Origin of the sequence: Flagellimonas spongiicola, from assembly GCF_023502425.1 — a bacterium.
Classification (GTDB): Bacteria; Bacteroidota; Bacteroidia; order Flavobacteriales; family Flavobacteriaceae; genus Flagellimonas; species Flagellimonas spongiicola.
In genome coordinates this window covers 899,716-917,711 of record NZ_JAMFMA010000001.1, presented here as the reverse complement: position 1 = coordinate 917,711, position 17,996 = coordinate 899,716, and the positions used below count along the sequence as shown (strand labels likewise).

Below are 17,996 nucleotides of genomic sequence, written 5' to 3'. Positions count from 1 at the left end.
TTTTGTTTCAATTCCAATCCACCATCCGTCAATTCAAATCAGGCATTCATCAATTAAGCACCTCGATGACCACTGGGCTCATTTATTTTTGACGTATTTAACGATTCATCCAAAATGGCATTACAAGAAGAACTAGAAAAACAAGGCGTTTGGCTGTTCAGAAGAAGAACTTACCTCCCTATATTGATTCTACTGGTAGGTATTGGCCTATACTTGCAGACCGAACTTCATGCAGAGCAATTTCCAATTCGTTCTTCCGCCTATGAACTTTATTTTGAGATGTTTTGTTTATGGGTTGGTTTGCTAGGTCTTGGCATACGGATTTATACCGTGGGATACGCTCCTAAAAACACTTCGGGCAGGAATGTAAAAGGTCAAGTTGCTGATTACCTAAATACAACAGGTAGTTATTCCTTATGCAGACACCCCCTTTACGTAGGCAATTTCTTAATGTGGCTATCCCCTGCCCTGCTTACTGAAAACCTTTGGTTTGTAATTGCTTTTTGCTTTTTGTATTGGGTGTATTACGAACGTATCATGTTCGCAGAGGAACAATATTTGCGAAATAAATTTGGAGCGGAGTACCTCCAATGGTCCAAGAATGTACCCACTTTCATTCCAAACTTTAAATCCTTTAAAAAATCAGAACATTCATTTAATCCAAAGAAGGTCATCAAAGCCGAGGTAAATGGGCTGTTTAATCTATTCTTAATATTTTTTCTTTTTGATGTGGCAGGTGAATTGATCATGCAAAAAACCAACTTCAAAGCCATATGGTTTTTAGGGTTTCTAGGTTCCGGAATACTGTTCTTACTAATTACCCTACTTAAAAAAACCACGTCTTTATTAGACGAAAAAGACAAATGATTTAGCAATTGGTAGTTTTTTCATGAAGAAAGGGTCTTAACTTTTGTTAGGCCTTTTTTTATACTTCTTCAGAATCAAGTTACTTAATATGAAAGAGTTATTTGGGCATTAAAATGCTCTTAGAGTATATAATCCGTACTTAAAAAATTGCTCACTTTGGCCTCTAACAATTGTTCTATGGTCTCGTTGTTTAACTCATTATCCTTAAAGGCCACAAAGGTTCTAACTGAGAAAGAACGTAAGGCATCATGTACGCTTAATGTAGACTGTGCAGAGTCCTTTCGCCCTGTAAATGGGTATACATCTGGACCACGTTGGCAAGAGCTGTTTAGATTCACACGGCATACCAAATTAGCCAATGTATCAATCAATGGTGAAAGTGTGTACACATCTTTACCAAACAAACTTACCTGTTGTCCGTAATTGGACTCGGCCATGTCATTTAAAGGTTCTTCTATGTCCGTAAAAGAAACCACTGGAATTATTGGCCCAAACTGCTCTTCCTCGTAAACTCTCATATCCTTGGTCACTGGGTATAACACTGCGGGCCATATGTAATTGTCAGAACGTTTTCCTCCTTTCTTGTTTTGGACCTTTCCGCCTTTTTCTTTTGCATCATCCAACAATTCCTGGATGTAGTCTGGCTTGCCAGGTTCTGGTAATGGTGTAAGTTTCACATCTTTATCCCACGGATTGCCAAATTTCAACCCATCTACCTTCTCTGAAAATCGTTTTAAAAATTCATCCTTTACATCCTCGTGCACATAAACCACTTTTAATGCTGTACAACGCTGTCCATTAAAAGACAAGGTTCCGGCGATGCATTCATTTATGGTTAAATCCAAGTCTGCATCAGGTAAAATTATTGCGGGATTCTTTGCTTCCAATCCTAGAACCAATCGCAAACGATTACTTTTAGGGTGTTGGTCCTGTAGCGCATTTGCCGATTTACTATTCCCGATAAGGGCCAATACGTCTACTTTTCCTGTTTTCATAATGGGACCAGCCACAGCTCTACCCCTTCCAAAAAGTATATTTACCACACCTTTTGGAAAACTGGCTTGGAACGCCTCCAATAAGGGAGTAATTAGCAATACACCATGTTTGGCAGGTTTAAATATGGTCGTATTCCCCATGATAATGGCAGGGATCAATAAGGCAAACGTCTCGTTTAGTGGATAGTTATAGGGACCAAGACATAACACCACACCCAAAGGTCCTCTGCGGATATGGGCGTAAACACCATCATGCTTACTAAACTTGGCAGAATCGCGATCCAATTGTTTATAATCTTCAATGGTATCATAAATATACTCCACGGTACGATCAAACTCCTTGTAAGAATCAGGCATGGATTTTCCAATTTCCCACATTAATAGCTTGACTACCTCTTCCCTTTTCTCTTCCATCTTCTTCACGAAGGTCTCCATACATTCAATACGATCCTTGACCTTCATAGTAGGCCAAACACCTTGCCCTTTGTTAAAAGCTCCTGTTGCCGCATCCAATGCCTCTAATGCCTCTTTTTCACCCATGGCTGGGATACTACCCAATACGGTATGCGCATAAGCCTTGGTGGTGGATATGGTGGATATTACGGTGGAGTTTTCTCCCTTCCACTCTTTTAATTCCCCATTGACCAAATAGGTTTTTTGATGGATTTCTGACTTTATCTGAAGTGCTTCTGGAATTTTTACATTATCTGACATAATCGATTTTTTGTGCTTATCGCTGTATCCTCGCTCATTGATTAAATGACAAATCTAAGACAAAAAAAGTTGGAAAACCCCTTATTTTCAAAGGGATAGCAACGAAAACGTTTTAGTTGAACCGATATCTGGAATTCAAGGAATTCTGTGAAACGATTAAATTAAATACTGGAATAAATCAGGTTTATCATTGAGATAATCCCCAAAGAAATTATTCGCCTTCATACGTTGCATTAAGGGTTCTAAATCTTCCGGAGATTTCAATTCAATACCTACAACTGCCGGCGCATTTTCGCGACTTGATTTTTTGGAATACTCAAAATGCGTGATGTCATCATCTGGCCCCAAAATATCCGCTACAAATTCCTTCAATGCTCCAGGTCTTTGCGGAAATCGAATAATAAAATAATGCTTGAGATTGCCATAAAGTAGTGCCCTTTCTTTGATTTCGGCGGTTCTAGTGATATCATTGTTACTACCGCTGACAATGCAGACCACATTTTTACCTTCAATTTCTTCCTTGAAGGAATCCAAAGCCGCAATAGTAAGCGCACCGGCAGGCTCAACCACGATGGCATCTCTATTATAAAGCTCCAAAATGGTTTGACATACTTTACCTTCTGGAACAGTAATCATTTTATGCAGATGTTCTTTGCAGATGGAATAGGTGTAACCGCCCACCTTTTGCACTGCGGCACCATCTATAAATTTATCAATTTCAGGAAGTTCAACCAGTTGTCCAGCTGCTATGGACTTGGTCATTGAAGGTGCCCCTTCCGGTTCTATTCCAATAATTTTTGTTTTGGGTGAGAGCTCCTTAAAAGTGGCACAAAGTCCAGAAGCTAACCCACCACCTCCAACCGCAACAAACACATAGTCTATCTGCACCTCAGATTGGTTCATGATTTCCAGACCAACCGTTGCCTGGCCCTCTATGGTCTTTGGATCATCAAAAGGATGAACAAATGTCTTATTTTGAGCTTCACAAAACAGATGTGCAGCCTTGGAAGAATCATCAAAGGTATCCCCTTCCAATACTACATTAACCCAATCGCCGCCAAACATTTTAGTTTGGTCTATTTTCTGTTTTGGCGTTACCACCGGCATGAAAATTGTACCCTGTACCCCTAAATGATTACAGGCAAAAGCAACGCCCTGGGCATGGTTTCCGGCACTTGCGCACACTACGCCCTGTTTTAATTCTTCCTGGGTCAAGGAGCTTATCTTGTTAAATGCCCCTCTGATCTTATAGCTTCTAACCCTATGTAGATCTTCTCTTTTTAGTAGAATCTCAGCATTGAATTTTTTCGAATATCTGATACTCTGCTGCAACGGGGTAACATGGGCAACCTTAGCTATGGTTGAAGCTGCCGCTTTAATGTCCGCTATTTTAGGAAAGTAAAGGGGCACGTTTTTGTCATGCCCCTGTTTTCTTATAGTATCTTTTATGGTAGTTCCCATGGGAATCCCTTTTGGATTATTTCATCCTGCCGTATAACCTAGACAATAGGTTTCATAGCGGTCATGGACTCGCGTAAACGTGTTCCTACGACTTCTACCGGATGTTCGCGTAGCGCCTTGTTTACGGCAATTAGCTTTACATTATCAACACCATTGTCATTTCCTTCACCATAGTGCTTTCCAATAACATCAACATCAATGGTCTTCATGAATTCTTCTAACAAAGGTTTGCAAGCATGATCAAATAAATAACATCCGTACTCCGCGGTATCAGATATCACACGGTTCATTTCGAACAATTTCTTTCTTGCAATGGTGTTTGCAATCAACGGTGTCTCATGCAAGGATTCATAATAAGCAGATTCTCCAATAATTCCGGATTCCGTCATTGTTTCATAAGCCAATTCTACGCCTGACTTCACAAAAGCAACCATTAAGACACCATTGTCATAGTATTCTTGCTCAGAAATCTCAACAGCACCAGCAGGAGTCTTTTCAAAAGCTGTTTCTCCTGTAGCAGCCCTCCAAGTCAATAGGTTTTTATCGCCATCTGCCCAATCTTCCATCATGGTTTTGGAGAAATAACCGCTCATGATATCATCTTGATGTTTTTGGAACAAAGGACGCATAATATCCTTTAGCTCCTCAGCCAGGTCATAAGCCTTTATTTTGGCAGGATTGGACAAACGGTCCATCATATTGGTAACTCCGCCATGTTTTAATCCTTCTGTAATGGTTTCCCATCCGTATTGAATCAATTTTGAAGCATAACCTGCATCTATTCCCTTTTCCAACATTTTATTGAAAGACAAGATGGAACCAGTTTGCAATAAACCACAAAGAATGGTTTGCTCGCCCATTAAATCTGATTTTACCTCTGCAACAAACGAAGATTCCAACACACCTGCTCTATGTCCACCAGTGGCCGCAGCATAAGCCTTTGCTTGCTCCAGCCCCTTTCCTTCAGGATCATTTTCTGGGTGCACTGCAATCAATGTAGGTACACCAAAACCTCTTTTGTATTCTTCTCTTACTTCCGAACCTGGGCTTTTAGGAGCCACCATGATCACAGTCAAATCCTTACGAACTTGCATTCCTTCTTCTACAATGTTGAATCCATGCGAATAGGAAAGTGTAGCACCTTGCTTCATTAGAGGCATTACAGCTCCTACTACATTGGTATGCTGCTTGTCCGGGGTTAAGTTGATAACCAAATCTGCCGTTGGAACCAATTCCTCATAGGTGCCAACGGTAAAATTGTTTTCCGTAGCATTTTTGTACGATTGTCGTTGCTCTTTGATAGCTGCCTCTCTAAGGGTGTATGAAATATCCAAACCGGAATCTCTCATATTCAATCCTTGGTTCAATCCTTGTGCCCCACAGCCTACAATTACAATCTTTTTACCTTTTAATGCCGTTACGCCATCAGCAAACTCGCTGGCTTCCATGAATCTGCATTTTCCAAGTTGTGTCAATTGATCACGAAGCGAAAGCGTATTAAAGTAATTTGTCATTTTTGGTTTCTATTTAGTGCTATTTATTGATTATGAAATTCTTCTAATATGTTTGTAATAGGCATTGTAGCCTTTGTGACCGCAATTCTTCCAGATCGAACAAACTGCATAATGCCAAAGGGTTCCAAAGCGTCGTGCATCTCATCAATTTCATGCCTACGACCCGTTTTTGCCAAAACAAAGAAATCTCTGGAAACAGTTACAATCTGAGAATTGCTTTCCTTGATGATATTCTGAATTTGACGCTCATCAAAAAGTAAGTGGGATGCAATTTTAAAGATCGCAGATTCTTGATAGATGGTTTCATCATCCGTATGATAGAATGCTTTGATCACTTCAATCTGTTTCTCGATCTGTCCCACTATCTTGCGGGCCCAATCCTCCGTAGAGTAGATTACAATAGTAAATTTAGAAACATGCTCAATCTCTGATTTAGAGACATTTAAACTTTCAATATTGATGTGTCTCTTTAAGAATATTCCTGATATTCTATTTAACAACCCTACGTTGTTTTCCGAATACACCGAGATGGTATACCACTGTCTTTCCATGTCTATTATAGTTTGACTGCAACGATTACTCCCGTTGACCAATCCATTTTTGTTAGTTTAATATCTTTTCTGTTATCTAATTCCGTAATCAAGGCAGTAGCTTTGTCCGCATGTCCATCTGGCCAATTTGACTGAGGATTCATGTCATCGATTACATAAAACCCACCTGATTTCAACATTCCCAAGGTTTCATCCAACAAATCATATTTACCTGGCCAAGCATCCGCAAAAATCAAATCAAACTTTTTATGCTGGTTTTGTTTGATCCAAGTTGTCCCATCTTGACATTCTAGGCGAAGCCGCTCTTCGGTCGCAAAAAATTCCTTGGCAATTGCTATAAGACTGCCATCATTATCAATACTTGTGAGTTTGGAAGCATTGTCCATCCCATCCAGCATCCAAGACAATGAAAGTCCTATTCCTGTACCCAGTTCCAAAAAATTACCAACCGGCTTGGAAGCCACCAATGTCTTCAACAATGTTCCAATATATTGGTCAGAAGGCATCTGGAAACCTATTTCCGAAGACTTATCCAATAATTCCGGATACAATGCTGGCATGTCCCTAATGATGGCTTGATTCATTTTATTTCAATCGTATATCTGAAACTGAAGCTCCGGATGGAATCATAGGGAAAACGTTGTCTTCCTTCTCCACGCGTACTTCCAAGAAATATGGGTCTTTGGAAGCAATCATTTCCACTACTGCATCCTTTAAATCCGAACGCTCCACTACCCTACGCGATTTGATATGATATCCCTCAGCGATTTTCACAAAATCCGGATTGGTCATTACTGTAGATGCATACCTACTTTCAAAAAAGAGTTCCTGCCATTGACGAACCATTCCAAGATGATCATTATTGAGCACTACAATCTTAACTGGGACATTATGTTGAAAGATCACACCTAATTCCTGAATGGTCATCTGATAACCACCATCCCCTATAATAGCTACTACTTCACGGTCCATTGCCCCCATTTTGGCCCCGATTGCCGCGGGAAGCGCAAATCCCATGGTCCCAAGACCTCCGGAGGTAATATTACTCTTTGACTCTTTGAATTTTGCATAACGGCACGCAATCATTTGATGTTGACCCACATCTGTTACGACCACTGCCTTATGTCCGGAAGCCTTATTGATCTGTTCAATAACCTCTCCCATTGTGAGCCCTTCTTTAGTGGGTTCAATATCTTTTTTGATTACTGTATCATATTCTATCTGATACTTTTTAGCAAACTCTGCACGCCATTCTTTGTGCTCATTTTTAGTAATGAGTGGTAAGATTAGTTCCAAGGTACGCTTGGCATCCCCCAGTACTGCAACATCTGCGGACACATTTTTATTGATTTCTGCCGGGTCTATTTCAAAGTGGATTACCTTGGCTTGTTTGGCATAGGTGTCCAGACTTCCTGTTACCCGATCATCAAAACGCATCCCAATCGCAATCAAAACATCACATTCATTGGTAAGGACATTTGGCCCATAATTTCCATGCATGCCCACCATTCCAACATTCAATGGATGCTCCGTATCCATTGCTGATAAACCTAGGATGGTCCAAGCTGCAGGAATACCAGCTTTTTCAACCAAGGCTTTCAATTGTTCTTCGGCTTCTCCCAAAATCACACCTTGACCAAAGACAATGTATGGCTTTTTGGCATTGTTAATCAATTCCGCTGCGGCCTCAATAGACTTTAAATCTGGCTCTGGAACTGGCTTGTAACTTCTAACGCCCGTACATTTTTCATAGCTGAAATCCAATTCATCGAATTGGGCATTTTTGGTAATATCAACCAACACGGGGCCTGGTCTTCCTGACCTTGCAATATAAAATGCCTTCGCTAATATTTCAGGAATCTCGCTAGCATTGGTAACTTGATAATTCCATTTGGTCACTGGGGTTGAAATTCCAACAATATCTGTCTCCTGAAACGCGTCAGAACCCAACAAATGCCTCGGCACCTGTCCCGTAATGCATACCATTGGGGTAGAGTCGATTTGTGCATCTGCCAAACCGGTTACCAAGTTGGTTGCGCCTGGTCCAGAGGTTGCCATTGCCACACCTACCTTGCCACTTACCCGTGCATAGCCTTGAGCTGCATGTGTTGCACCTTGCTCATGACGTGTCAGGATATGGGTCAATTTATCTTGGAATTTGTAAAGCTCATCATAAACGGGCATGATAGCACCGCCAGGGTAACCATAGATTAAATCCACCCCTTCGGCCAACAAGCAATGTATAATTGCTTCTGCTCCACTAATTCTAATGGTCTTGCTTGTTTTACGTTCTTCTTTTCTTAGTGTCTCGGTATTCATACGCTCAACTTTAATTGATGAGATTCCCATTATCAAAATGGGAATGAATTAATCCTTTAATACTTATCGGTTACACAACCCTCTGATGCAGATGCAACAGATCTTGCGTACTTGTATAATATTCCTTTGGTAAATTTTAATGGTGGGGCTTGCCATTTAGATCTTCTTGTTTCCATTTCCTCATCTGAAATATTCAAGGTAATGGAGTTATCCAGAGCATTTATCGTGATAATATCTCCGGTTTCTACCAAGGCAATGGCGCCGCCTACTTGAGCTTCAGGGGTTACGTGACCTACCACAAAACCATGTGTGCCTCCTGAAAAACGGCCATCCGTAATCAGTGCTACCGATTTTCCAAGACCAGCTCCCATTATCATTGATGTAGGTTTAAGCATTTCTGGCATGCCGGGTCCTCCTTTTGGTCCCACATAACGAATTACCACAACATCGCCTTTTTCCACTTCTCCGTTTGAAATACCATCGTTGGCCTCAGGTTCGCTGTCGTATACCACGGCCTTGCCTTCAAATTTCAATCCTTCTTTACCCGATATCTTGGCCACAGCACCTTCTTCCGCTAAATTTCCTTTAAGAATCTGTAAATTTCCTGAGGATTTCAATGCTTTATCTACAGAATAAAGCAAGTCTTGCTCTTCAAATTCCATGGCTTCAACATCTTCAAGGTTTTCAGCCAAGGTCTTACCGGTTACGGTCATACAGTCACCATGCAAGAAGCCCTGTTCCAATAAATACTTCATTATTTTTGGAGTTCCCCCAATGCCATGTACATCTTCCATCAGATACTTTCCTGATGGTTTCAAATCACCGATTAAAGGAGTCCTATCGCTAATCCTTTGAAAATCTTCCAGAGTAAATTCAATATCTGCGGCATAGGCAATAGCTAGGTAGTGCAATACAGCATTAGTAGAACCACCTAGTGCATTTACCAATGTTATCGCATTTTCTATTGATTTTTTAGTTACAATATCTTTTGGCTTCAAATCCAGTTCCAGCAGATTTTTTATTGCCAATGCGGTACGCTCTGCTTCAGAAAGTTTATTTGGATTTACTGCAGGAATGGAAGAATTGTAGGGCAATGCCATTCCCATACATTCTATGGAAGATGCCATGGTATTTGCAGTATACATGCCACCACAAGCGCCGGCCCCAGGAATAGCTCGTTTGATAATTTCCTTGTATTCCGCTTCATCAATTTCCCCAGCTATTTTTTGCCCCAAGGCTTCAAATGCGGAAACAATATTCAACTTTCTTCCGTTATATTTTCCAGAAGCAACACTACCCCCATACACCATAATGGATGGCCTGTTAAGTCTTAACATGGCAATAATTGCACCTGGCATGTTTTTATCGCATCCAACTACGCCAATCAAAGCATCGTAAGACATTCCGTTCATTACAGTTTCCATAGAATCTGCAATAATATCCCTAGAGGCCAACGAATACTTCATTCCAGGAGTTCCCATGGAAATACCATCGGATACACCAATAGTACCAAAGGTCAGTCCTACCTGCCCCGTCTTGTTGACATGGCTTTTAATTTCTTGTGCAATACTGTTCAAGTGCATATTACATGGGTTACCATCGTAACCGGTGCTTCCAATTGCCACTTGAGCCTTTTTCATGTCTTCCTCCTTTAAACCAGTTGCATATAACATGGCCTGCGATGCTGGTTGTGAGGGGTTTTGGGTAACGTTCTTACTATGTTTGTTCAATTCCATTGTTATATTTCTTTCAAAAGCGGAATCCTGTTGAATTTACTCTATCATCCAAAGATAGATGTTTCAGATACCCTATATTTTTAACAGTTTTACACCTTCTAAATCCATTTAAATTAATACTCATCTATTTTACTGTATATCAATCTTTTAAGTCGTTTTAAAATACCATATTCATTTCTTTTTACGAGCATAAAAAAAGCCTGTATCTTTTAATGATACAGGCTTTTTTATTGAATCAATAGCAGGTCTGTATCACTCCATTGCTGGAATAATAATGACGACGCTTATGATTCGGTTAAATGCTTTCACAGTTCAAGAGTACAAAATTTTAAATTCAAATCCGAAAAGTTTTGATTTTTTTTCAAATCAATTCAAAGGAAATTTGATCACCAAACCTCTTTTGGGAAAGAACACCAATAGATTCAGAACTTAATTGCAGTATTCTAGGGTATCCTCCTGTGGTTTGTCCATCCTTCATCAAAATTATTAATCTGCCTGCAGGTGTATACTGTATGGTTCCGGGCATGGTACCCGAAGTTAGTATGGAATTTTTATGTGGCTCAATCAATTCGGCTAATTGGTATGCCATTCGATTGTTTTTTTCTGAAATAGAAAAAGGTGTATTGAACAACTTTTGTTTTGCTTCATTGGATAACAACTCAAATTCTGGACCTTTATGCACTTTCAAAACCGTCTCTGTTGCCTTAGAATCTATTTTTAAGCCAGAAATTGCTGGATTAAATAACAAGGTTTCTTCAAAGTCCACACTTTCACCGTCCTTCAGACATTTTTTCATTGTTACCGGATAGTATTGCGAATAACTCCCAAGCACTTTTTGAGTTTTAAATCCTCCTTTAACCGCCAAGTAAGACCTAAGCCCGTTTTGCAATTTGCCATAGGATAGGATATCCCCTTTATTTACTTTAATAACTTGATAGTTCTCAATGGGTTCATTGTTCAAGGTTGGTGACAAGAATGCTCCCGTTAAGGCAATATAAGTGGAGGCTTCAAATAGTAACGTGGGGCCAGTCATTGTGATTTCCAATACTGCACTGTCCGTTTGGTTTTCCAATAATTGGTTGGCAATTCTGGAGGAATCGTCATCCATAACACCCGAAACTGGTACTCCAATACTTCGGAAACCAAATCGCCCATGGTCTTGGACCGTGGTAAAAAACCCAGATTTAAGTATTTTAAGCATCCAGTTTGTGTTTTTCGGGTCTCAATATGCCCACTTCGGCCTCAATTCGTTTTAAATCATATTCCGCTCGGGAAATTTGCGTGAACTGAATTTTATCGCCAACGCTCACAAAACATGGTTTTTCAGATGCAGGATTAAAAATAGGTATGGGACTGCTGCCAATTATATTCCAACCACCTGGAGAATCTTGGGGATAAATCCCCGTTTGTTTACCTGCCAATCCTACCGATCCTCTAGCAACATGCAATCGCGGTTCTTTTCTTCTTGGAATCTCCAATTTGGACGGTAAACCTCCCAGATACATAAAGCCCGGTAGAAACCCAATTCCAAACACTGTATATTGAAATGACGTGTGCTGTACAATCAATTCATCAACAGATAATGCCAGTGTTTGTGCGGTTTCGTTTAGGTCTAAACCAAATTCTGCGTCATAACAAACTGGGATTTTCCATAAATACCTTTCTTTGGAAAGTTGTTGGCTTCCATCTTCATTATGACATGCCTTAATTTGCTCCGCGATAAGGTCAAAATCAATATCTTCCATGGCGCTGACCATGGTTAGGGAATTATAGGCAATGGACATTTCCCAACCCGGTAATCCAAGCTGCTGAAAACAGTCCACAAATCGAAGAATGTCATTAAGAATGCTTTCGTTAACCTCGTTTGGCCATTCCACAAGGACTGCCCTTTGGCCAAACGGTTTAATGTTGATGGGGAATTCTTTCACTTTATAATGGTTACCTGATGCTTGGGCAATTGTTTTGAAAGATACGTTAATATTTCAAAAGCTTCTGGAGTATCTCCATGAATACAAAGGGTATCTGCCTCTATTGGTGAAACTTGGCCATTTGATGTAACAATTTTGTTGCTTTTTATGATAGGTAACACATGCTCCAATACCGATTGCGGTTTATGAATCAAAGCGTTTGGAAGCTTTCTAGACACCAGGCTTAAGTCAGCGTTATAGTTGCGGTCACCAAAGGCTTCATAGCGAATTTCAAAGTCATTTTCCACAGCTAGTTTTGCGATAACCGAACCATAAGGAACATACAACGGTACTTTTTCGCCTATATCTTTTAAGGTTTCCAAAAGCAATTCTGCCAACTCGGTATTTTTTGCAGTTTCGTTGTACAATGCCCCATGCGCCTTGATATGGTGCCAATGAACTCCCAATTGATTTAAAACCGAACCAAAATCTTCAAGCTGCCTTTTGATACTCTCCCTCAAATCATGATCCGGGATGTCCAATACGGTCCTACCAAAATTCTCTTTATCTGGATATGAAGGATGCGCTCCTACCTTCACTTTGTGCTTTTTTGCTAATTGAACGATTTCCAACATGCTGTTGGTATCTCCGGCGTGACCACCGCATGCAACGTTACAAGAACTAATCAATGGGAATAGTTGCGCTTCGTTACCAACGCCTTCCCCAACATCACAATTGATATCTATCTTCCAATTTTCCATTAAAAAAGGCCTAAAACTTTTACTATACTTTTTACGCCCAAAAACACGGAAAAAGCAACTATTGCTAAACCAAGGATATTCTGAACCAAAGTATTTCGGAAACTTCCCATAACCTTCCGATTGACAATCCAAAGCAAAAGAATAGCCATAATCGGTAATACCATACCATTAGCGACCTGTGCAAACTGTATGACTTGAATGGGCTTTATATCAAAAGACAGAAAAATGACCCCTAATGCCAAAATGGTAATCCATACCAATCGGAATCGCTTATCTTTCATTCCACCATTCCATCCCAAACAACTTTTGGCAACAAAGGCCGCAGCTAAAGGCGCCGTTATTGCAGAAGTTATCCCAGCTGCCAGAAGGCCGCATCCAATAAAGTAAACCGCACTTTTGCCAAACAAAGGCTCCAAGCCTACCGCGAGATCCATCACATTGCCTACTTCGTCTAAAGGTGCGGATATGGCGGTAATCAATATGGCCATAGATACCACACCACCCAAAGCAATGGATATAATGGTATCCCATTTTGCAGTTTTCATATCGTTTTTGGAATTCCATTTCTCTTTTACCAATGATGCATGCAGAAATAAGTTGTAGGGAACTACTGTTGTTCCAACCAGGGCAATAACCATAAATAGACTTTGCTCTGGCAAGTTTGGTATAAACAGGTTTTTTACAATTTCCAGACCCGATGGTTTGGTTTGGAATGCTGCAATCAAAAACGATATTCCCATCAAGGCAACTAGCCCAACAAAAACTTTCTCCAAGGTTTTATAGCTACTTAACCAAAGTAAACCGAAAGCCACCAAACCAATGCAAAGTGGATAAAATTTTGACCAAGTTGATTCTCCGAACAGACCTTCAAGACCTAGGGTTGCCCCACCAATATTTCCAGCTTCATATGCTGCATTACCCACCAAAATGGCTAGCAATACCAAACCAACAACTCCATTTCTCGCCCACGGCATGCCTATCTCTTCCTTAACAACTTCCATCAATCCTTTCTGGGTAAATACACCTATTCTACCCGCCATTTCCTGCAATACAATGGTAGCTATTACGGAAACCAGTACCGCCCAGAGCAGACTGTAACCAAACTTCACCCCTGCCAAAGTACATACGGTGATGGTTCCAGGGCCTACAAAAGCGGCCGCGACAAGAATACCAGGACCAATTTTTTTAAACATAGGTTCGATTTTATATTGGATTTTAAAATAGATAGAATTCCACAGAAAGATGCATTTCATCCAAAAAAATGCATTTCGTCTAAAAATAGGATGTTTTACATCGATTATTTATACGATTATGAATTTCTCATAGTTATAATAATCCCAAATCTAATAATTGACCTAAACTTAACCCCTACTCATGATCTGTAAAGACTGTGGTAAACCTATTACGCATGACCAGCACCGAGATTCGACGGAATCTTTGGGCGTCACACTCTGCGAACGTCATACCAAACTCATTAAAAAAATCATCTTAAATAACAACACCCCAATTGAGGCCATTCATCTGTTTTACGCCTTAAAAGAAGCCGGCGCCCACCCTATGTTGGAATGGTGGGACGGTAAAAAATCTGTGGATGTTGCCATTTCAAGAGTGAAATTGAATATTGAAATCGATAAGGATTACAATATGATCACGCATGAGCAAGCCATCAATGATTTAGAAGAAGCCATGCATTCCTTTAAGAACGGATTCACAACCATTCGCATACCGCATTTGGCGATTAAATACTATCTGGATGATACCGTACAAAACATCCTTGGTATCATTGAGGGATTGAAAGCGAACATCAAAGTCATCTAAGAAACTAGCCTAGCCATCCTTCGCGGTCCAAAGAACGGTATTGGATAGCTTCTGAAATATGCTTGCCCTCGATTTCAATAGATCCGTCCAAATCTGCTATTGTACGTGAAACTTTCAGAATTCTATCGTATGCTCTAGCAGAAAGGTTCAAGCGCTCCATGGCATGTTTCAATAGTACATTGGTTTCCTCCTTCATCTGACAAAATTCACGTATTTGTTTGGTGTTCATTTGCGCATTATAATGTACGGCCTCCATATTTTGGAATCTTTGTGTTTGCCTATTCCTTGCTGCAATAACTCTTTGACGGATATCTTTACTGCCTTCTGTGATTCCTGTTTCGGACAGTTTTTCAAAAGGCACCGGGGAAACTTCTATATGAATGTCTATGCGGTCTAGTAATGGGCCCGAAATCTTACTAAGGTATCGCTGCATTTCCATTGGCGAGGAAGTTACCGGAGCATTGGGATCATTAAAATAACCGCCTGGGCTTGGGTTCATGCTTGCAACGAGCATAAAACTACTCGGATAAGTTACTGTAAATCTGGCTCTTGATATGGTCACTTCGCGATCTTCCATGGGTTGGCGCATTACTTCCAAAACGCGACGCTCAAACTCAGGAAGTTCATCCAAAAACAAAACACCGTTGTGTGATAATGAGATTTCTCCTGGTTGTGGGTAACTCCCCCCTCCTACAAGAGCGGCACTGCTGATGGTATGATGTGGATTTCGAAAAGGGCGTTGGCTCATTAGGCCTGTATTCTTGACCTTACCAATAACACTGTGGATTTTTGTAGTCTCCAATGCCTCTTCCAATGTCATTGGAGGAAGAATTGAAGGTAATCGTTTGGCCAACATGGTTTTACCTGAACCCGGCGGTCCGATTAAAATGATATTGTGCCCGCCAGCCGCTGCGATTTCCATACAACGCTTTATTCCTTCTTGCCCTTTTACATCCGCAAAATCGAAGTCGGACAATTCCAATTGGTCATAGAACTCCGTCTTGGCGTCCAATAGGGTTCTTTTCAATGGCATTCCTTTGTCAAAGTATTCAATAACTTCAAGGATGTTTTCAACTCCATAGACTTCCAATCCTTCTACAACTGCAGCTTCCTTTGCATTTGCAATAGGTAAAATAAATCCTTTGAAGCCTGCCTCCTTTGCTTTAATGGCTATTGGAAGTGCCCCTTTTATAGGGTTAACCGAACCATCAAGCGACAACTCGCCCATTATGAGATACTCATCAATGGCTACTGAGGCTATTTGTTTTGAAGCTGCAAGAATTCCTATGGCTAGGGTAAGATCATATGCGGACCCTTCCTTCCGTAAATCTGCCGGTGCCATATTAATGGTGATTTTTTTTCCGGGAATCCGGTAACCCGTATTTTGCAATGCTGCAGCAATCCTGTAATTGCTCTCTTTGATTGCGTTATCAGGCAGGCCAACCAGATGATAGCCTATGCCTTGATCAACATTGACTTCTACACTGATGGTTTGTGCCTCTACTCCAAAAACAGCACTTCCGTAAATCTTAATTAACATAATTCAGACATAGGGTTTAATTCCTAATGCCTGAAATGTAATTTGGATTTATTGAACCTTGAACTGCCGTTTGACGGATACTGGGGTTCCAGTTGACGAAAAGCCCTCTAGGATCAATAGATACGTCCCAGCTACATCTGAAGTGTATAAGGAAACCTCATTATTCCCTGCAGATAAATCCAAGTTTGGTTCCCAAAGCAATTGATGCCTAAAATCTGGCACTCTTGATTGGTTTGCCCCTGACCCATAGCCCTGATTAAAATGTATTTTCTTGGTCTGAGGTTTAAAAAGGTTTTGATTTACGATATGTGGGGTATAAAAATCACTATAAAAGTCCCCTTCAATCGTTTCAAAATGAAGTACCCCTTGAAAAACCTGAGGTCCTAGAATTACTTTTTCCCTAGAAAAACGGATACGTTGAATCTTTTTTGCTGAGTAATCCATGAAATCTTCATGTTTTTTGATAAATAAACCATCAACAAAGACCATAGGCAAAAGTGCCAAATCTGTAAAGCCTTGCTCCGGTCTTATTTCAAAAGCGCGCTCGCCGTTGTCCAATCTCCGGACAGATAGCTGATCCACAACCTCGATAATGGTTTCCTGAATGGAATTAAATCGGGTATAATCATCCAAATTATAATCCACCGTAAACTTCCTGTAAAAGGGTTGTTCATGAACGGCAGGTAAAACGGAATCCGATTTGACTGCTCTAAATCCATTTTCAATTTGATTTTCTATACTCTTTTGAAGTATGAACTCGCCCAAGCTTTCCGAAACTTCCAACTCGGAAATATTTAAGTTGTCAAAGCGTTTTTGAGCTTCATCCATGGTAATTTCATAATCATCCCAGTTGTCAGCCAATACTTGGAAAGCAGCGGTAACATTGTCATATTCTTGATCTAATAAAAATCGGAATCTACCATTTTGATCCGATGTGGCCACATTGAACAGGTAATTGTCACCAGGTAACGACAGGGATACCCTCACATCTGCAGCCGGCGTATTGGAATCCTTGTTGGTGATTGTTCCGGAAAGTACTTCTCCACGCAGTTCGGGCAAACTAAATTGTCCGCTTCCGTTAGCATTATTACGTTTGTTCAGATATTGAGAAACAAAATCAGCAGGCCCCATTCTATTTGGTGCATCAACACCATCCATTTTACGAATGGACAATGCATAATTTCCTGCTTTCAAATTTTCATCTGAAGTCGTAAAATTTACGGTTAATCTTTCCCGTTGCCCCAATGATTCTTTATCCAACGAAACCTGAATGGGTGCTTCAGCGGTTCGTGTTGTGGCTACATTTGGAGAGGCTTTTACCCTAGATTGGTTGGCCATTTGCATTGAATCAAGCGGCTTGGCCAAGTATTCTTCTGGAATTGGTTGATACGGGTTTATGATATGAATATCTGATTGGAAAAAGTTCTCTGAACCAAAATTTTTCATCCATTGCGTATACCCCAGTAATTTGTAACTACCTGTTGGTATTGATGTTGGCACAAAGAAATCCCCGTATCCTGCGCCATTAGTCAGTCTAACTTTATGTGTAAAAACGGTATTTCCATTTTTATCTACTAAGGAAACGTATCCGATTTTACTAATCGTCGTCAATTTTCTTTTTTGGGCATCCAAGCTGTACAACTTATACAGCAACGGTTCACCTGAAAACAACAAGGACTCGTTGTATTGCACAAAAACCTTTTCCTGAGGTATGGTAGTTAAAAAATCATTTTGGTTGGAATTGGCACTTTGCGCCCAACCAGTTACCGTAACAATCAATGCCGTAAACAATGTGATGATGCTATATCTCATA

At 40.4% G+C, this 17,996-nt stretch carries 15 protein-coding genes; 2 read left to right on the top strand and 13 right to left on the bottom strand.

Features of this window, described 5'->3' with window-relative positions; translation table 11 throughout:
• Positions 1-114: 114 nt before the first annotated feature.
• The gene (locus tag M3P19_RS04335) at positions 115-867 is read left to right on the top strand and encodes a methyltransferase family protein (protein ID WP_249656403.1); all 753 of its coding nucleotides are present in this window, start codon (positions 115-117) and stop codon (positions 865-867) included.
• Between the two features lie 119 nt (positions 868-986).
• On the opposite strand, the gene M3P19_RS04330 is transcribed toward M3P19_RS04335, so the two are convergent.
• From M3P19_RS04330 to M3P19_RS04280, 11 genes are all read right to left on the bottom strand, one after another.
• Positions 987-2,576 (bottom strand): NADP-dependent glyceraldehyde-3-phosphate dehydrogenase, encoded by a 1,590-nt coding sequence (locus M3P19_RS04330; RefSeq protein ID WP_249656402.1) that lies wholly within the window; start codon positions 2,574-2,576, stop codon positions 987-989.
• A 156-nt stretch (positions 2,577-2,732) separates the two neighbouring features.
• Positions 2,733-4,037 carry a threonine ammonia-lyase IlvA gene (ilvA, locus tag M3P19_RS04325; RefSeq protein ID WP_249656401.1) on the bottom strand — a complete coding sequence of 435 codons (1,305 nt, stop codon included), beginning with the start codon at positions 4,035-4,037 and terminating at the stop codon, positions 2,733-2,735.
• Between the two features lie 38 nt (positions 4,038-4,075).
• On the bottom strand, positions 4,076-5,551 hold the full coding sequence (gene ilvC / locus M3P19_RS04320) for a ketol-acid reductoisomerase (protein WP_249656400.1): 1,476 nt from the start codon (positions 5,549-5,551) through the stop codon (positions 4,076-4,078).
• 23 nt (positions 5,552-5,574) lie between these two features.
• Positions 5,575-6,102, bottom strand: coding sequence for an acetolactate synthase small subunit (gene ilvN, locus M3P19_RS04315; RefSeq protein ID WP_249656399.1), 528 nt, complete (start codon positions 6,100-6,102; stop codon positions 5,575-5,577).
• A gap of 5 nt (positions 6,103-6,107) precedes the next feature.
• Positions 6,108-6,686 carry an O-methyltransferase gene (locus M3P19_RS04310; protein WP_249656398.1) on the bottom strand — a complete coding sequence of 193 codons (579 nt, stop codon included), beginning with the start codon at positions 6,684-6,686 and terminating at the stop codon, positions 6,108-6,110.
• A gap of 1 nt (position 6,687) precedes the next feature.
• Positions 6,688-8,421 carry a biosynthetic-type acetolactate synthase large subunit gene (ilvB, locus tag M3P19_RS04305; protein WP_249656397.1) on the bottom strand — a complete coding sequence of 578 codons (1,734 nt, stop codon included), beginning with the start codon at positions 8,419-8,421 and terminating at the stop codon, positions 6,688-6,690.
• A gap of 56 nt (positions 8,422-8,477) precedes the next feature.
• Complete coding sequence (gene ilvD, locus M3P19_RS04300) at positions 8,478-10,157, bottom strand: dihydroxy-acid dehydratase (RefSeq protein ID WP_249656396.1); 1,680 nt, start codon at positions 10,155-10,157, stop codon at positions 8,478-8,480.
• A 361-nt stretch (positions 10,158-10,518) separates the two neighbouring features.
• Positions 10,519-11,358 carry a 5-oxoprolinase subunit C family protein gene (locus tag M3P19_RS04295; protein ID WP_249656395.1) on the bottom strand — a complete coding sequence of 280 codons (840 nt, stop codon included), beginning with the start codon at positions 11,356-11,358 and terminating at the stop codon, positions 10,519-10,521.
• Positions 11,351-12,085 (bottom strand): 5-oxoprolinase subunit PxpB, encoded by a 735-nt coding sequence (gene pxpB, locus M3P19_RS04290; protein WP_249656394.1) that lies wholly within the window; start codon positions 12,083-12,085, stop codon positions 11,351-11,353. Before pxpB ends, M3P19_RS04295 begins: the two co-directional genes overlap by 8 nt.
• Positions 12,082-12,825, bottom strand: coding sequence for a 5-oxoprolinase subunit PxpA (gene pxpA / locus M3P19_RS04285; protein WP_249656393.1), 744 nt, complete (start codon positions 12,823-12,825; stop codon positions 12,082-12,084). The genes pxpB and pxpA overlap by 4 nt, the downstream gene beginning before the upstream one ends.
• Positions 12,825-14,018: an Nramp family divalent metal transporter gene (locus M3P19_RS04280; RefSeq protein WP_249656392.1), complete on the bottom strand. Its 1,194-nt coding sequence runs from the start codon at positions 14,016-14,018 to the stop codon at positions 12,825-12,827. The genes pxpA and M3P19_RS04280 overlap by 1 nt, the downstream gene beginning before the upstream one ends.
• 181 nt (positions 14,019-14,199) lie before the next feature.
• Between M3P19_RS04280 and M3P19_RS04275 the strand changes: the two genes are divergently transcribed.
• Positions 14,200-14,643, top strand: coding sequence for a hypothetical protein (locus M3P19_RS04275; protein WP_249656391.1), 444 nt, complete (start codon positions 14,200-14,202; stop codon positions 14,641-14,643).
• Between the two features lie 4 nt (positions 14,644-14,647).
• On the opposite strand, the gene M3P19_RS04270 is transcribed toward M3P19_RS04275, so the two are convergent.
• Positions 14,648-16,183, bottom strand: a complete 1,536-nt coding sequence (locus tag M3P19_RS04270; RefSeq protein WP_249656390.1) for a YifB family Mg chelatase-like AAA ATPase — start codon at positions 16,181-16,183, stop codon at positions 14,648-14,650.
• Between the two features lie 48 nt (positions 16,184-16,231).
• Positions 16,232-17,995 carry a hypothetical protein gene (locus M3P19_RS04265; RefSeq protein ID WP_249656389.1) on the bottom strand — a complete coding sequence of 588 codons (1,764 nt, stop codon included), beginning with the start codon at positions 17,993-17,995 and terminating at the stop codon, positions 16,232-16,234.
• Position 17,996 lies beyond the last annotated feature (1 nt).

What these genes read in the sequence shown, in the direction of transcription:
- M3P19_RS04335 (WP_249656403.1), top strand. Translation starts at nt 115, where the DNA reads ATGGCATTACAAGAAGAACTAGAAAAACAAGGCGTTTGGCTGTTCAGA.
- M3P19_RS04330 (WP_249656402.1), bottom strand. Translation starts at nt 2,576, where the DNA reads ATGTCAGATAATGTAAAAATTCCAGAAGCACTTCAGATAAAGTCAGAA.
- ilvA (WP_249656401.1), bottom strand. Translation starts at nt 4,037, where the DNA reads ATGGGAACTACCATAAAAGATACTATAAGAAAACAGGGGCATGACAAA.
- ilvC (WP_249656400.1), bottom strand. Translation starts at nt 5,551, where the DNA reads ATGACAAATTACTTTAATACGCTTTCGCTTCGTGATCAATTGACACAA.
- ilvN (WP_249656399.1), bottom strand. Translation starts at nt 6,102, where the DNA reads ATGGAAAGACAGTGGTATACCATCTCGGTGTATTCGGAAAACAACGTA.
- M3P19_RS04310 (WP_249656398.1), bottom strand. Translation starts at nt 6,686, where the DNA reads ATGAATCAAGCCATCATTAGGGACATGCCAGCATTGTATCCGGAATTA.
- ilvB (WP_249656397.1), bottom strand. Translation starts at nt 8,421, where the DNA reads ATGAATACCGAGACACTAAGAAAAGAAGAACGTAAAACAAGCAAGACC.
- ilvD (WP_249656396.1), bottom strand. Translation starts at nt 10,157, where the DNA reads ATGGAATTGAACAAACATAGTAAGAACGTTACCCAAAACCCCTCACAA.
- M3P19_RS04295 (WP_249656395.1), bottom strand. Translation starts at nt 11,358, where the DNA reads ATGCTTAAAATACTTAAATCTGGGTTTTTTACCACGGTCCAAGACCAT.
- pxpA (WP_249656393.1), bottom strand. Translation starts at nt 12,825, where the DNA reads ATGGAAAATTGGAAGATAGATATCAATTGTGATGTTGGGGAAGGCGTT.
- M3P19_RS04280 (WP_249656392.1), bottom strand. Translation starts at nt 14,018, where the DNA reads ATGTTTAAAAAAATTGGTCCTGGTATTCTTGTCGCGGCCGCTTTTGTA.
- M3P19_RS04275 (WP_249656391.1), top strand. Translation starts at nt 14,200, where the DNA reads ATGATCTGTAAAGACTGTGGTAAACCTATTACGCATGACCAGCACCGA.
- M3P19_RS04270 (WP_249656390.1), bottom strand. Translation starts at nt 16,183, where the DNA reads ATGTTAATTAAGATTTACGGAAGTGCTGTTTTTGGAGTAGAGGCACAA.
- M3P19_RS04265 (WP_249656389.1), bottom strand. Translation starts at nt 17,995, where the DNA reads ATGAGATATAGCATCATCACATTGTTTACGGCATTGATTGTTACGGTA.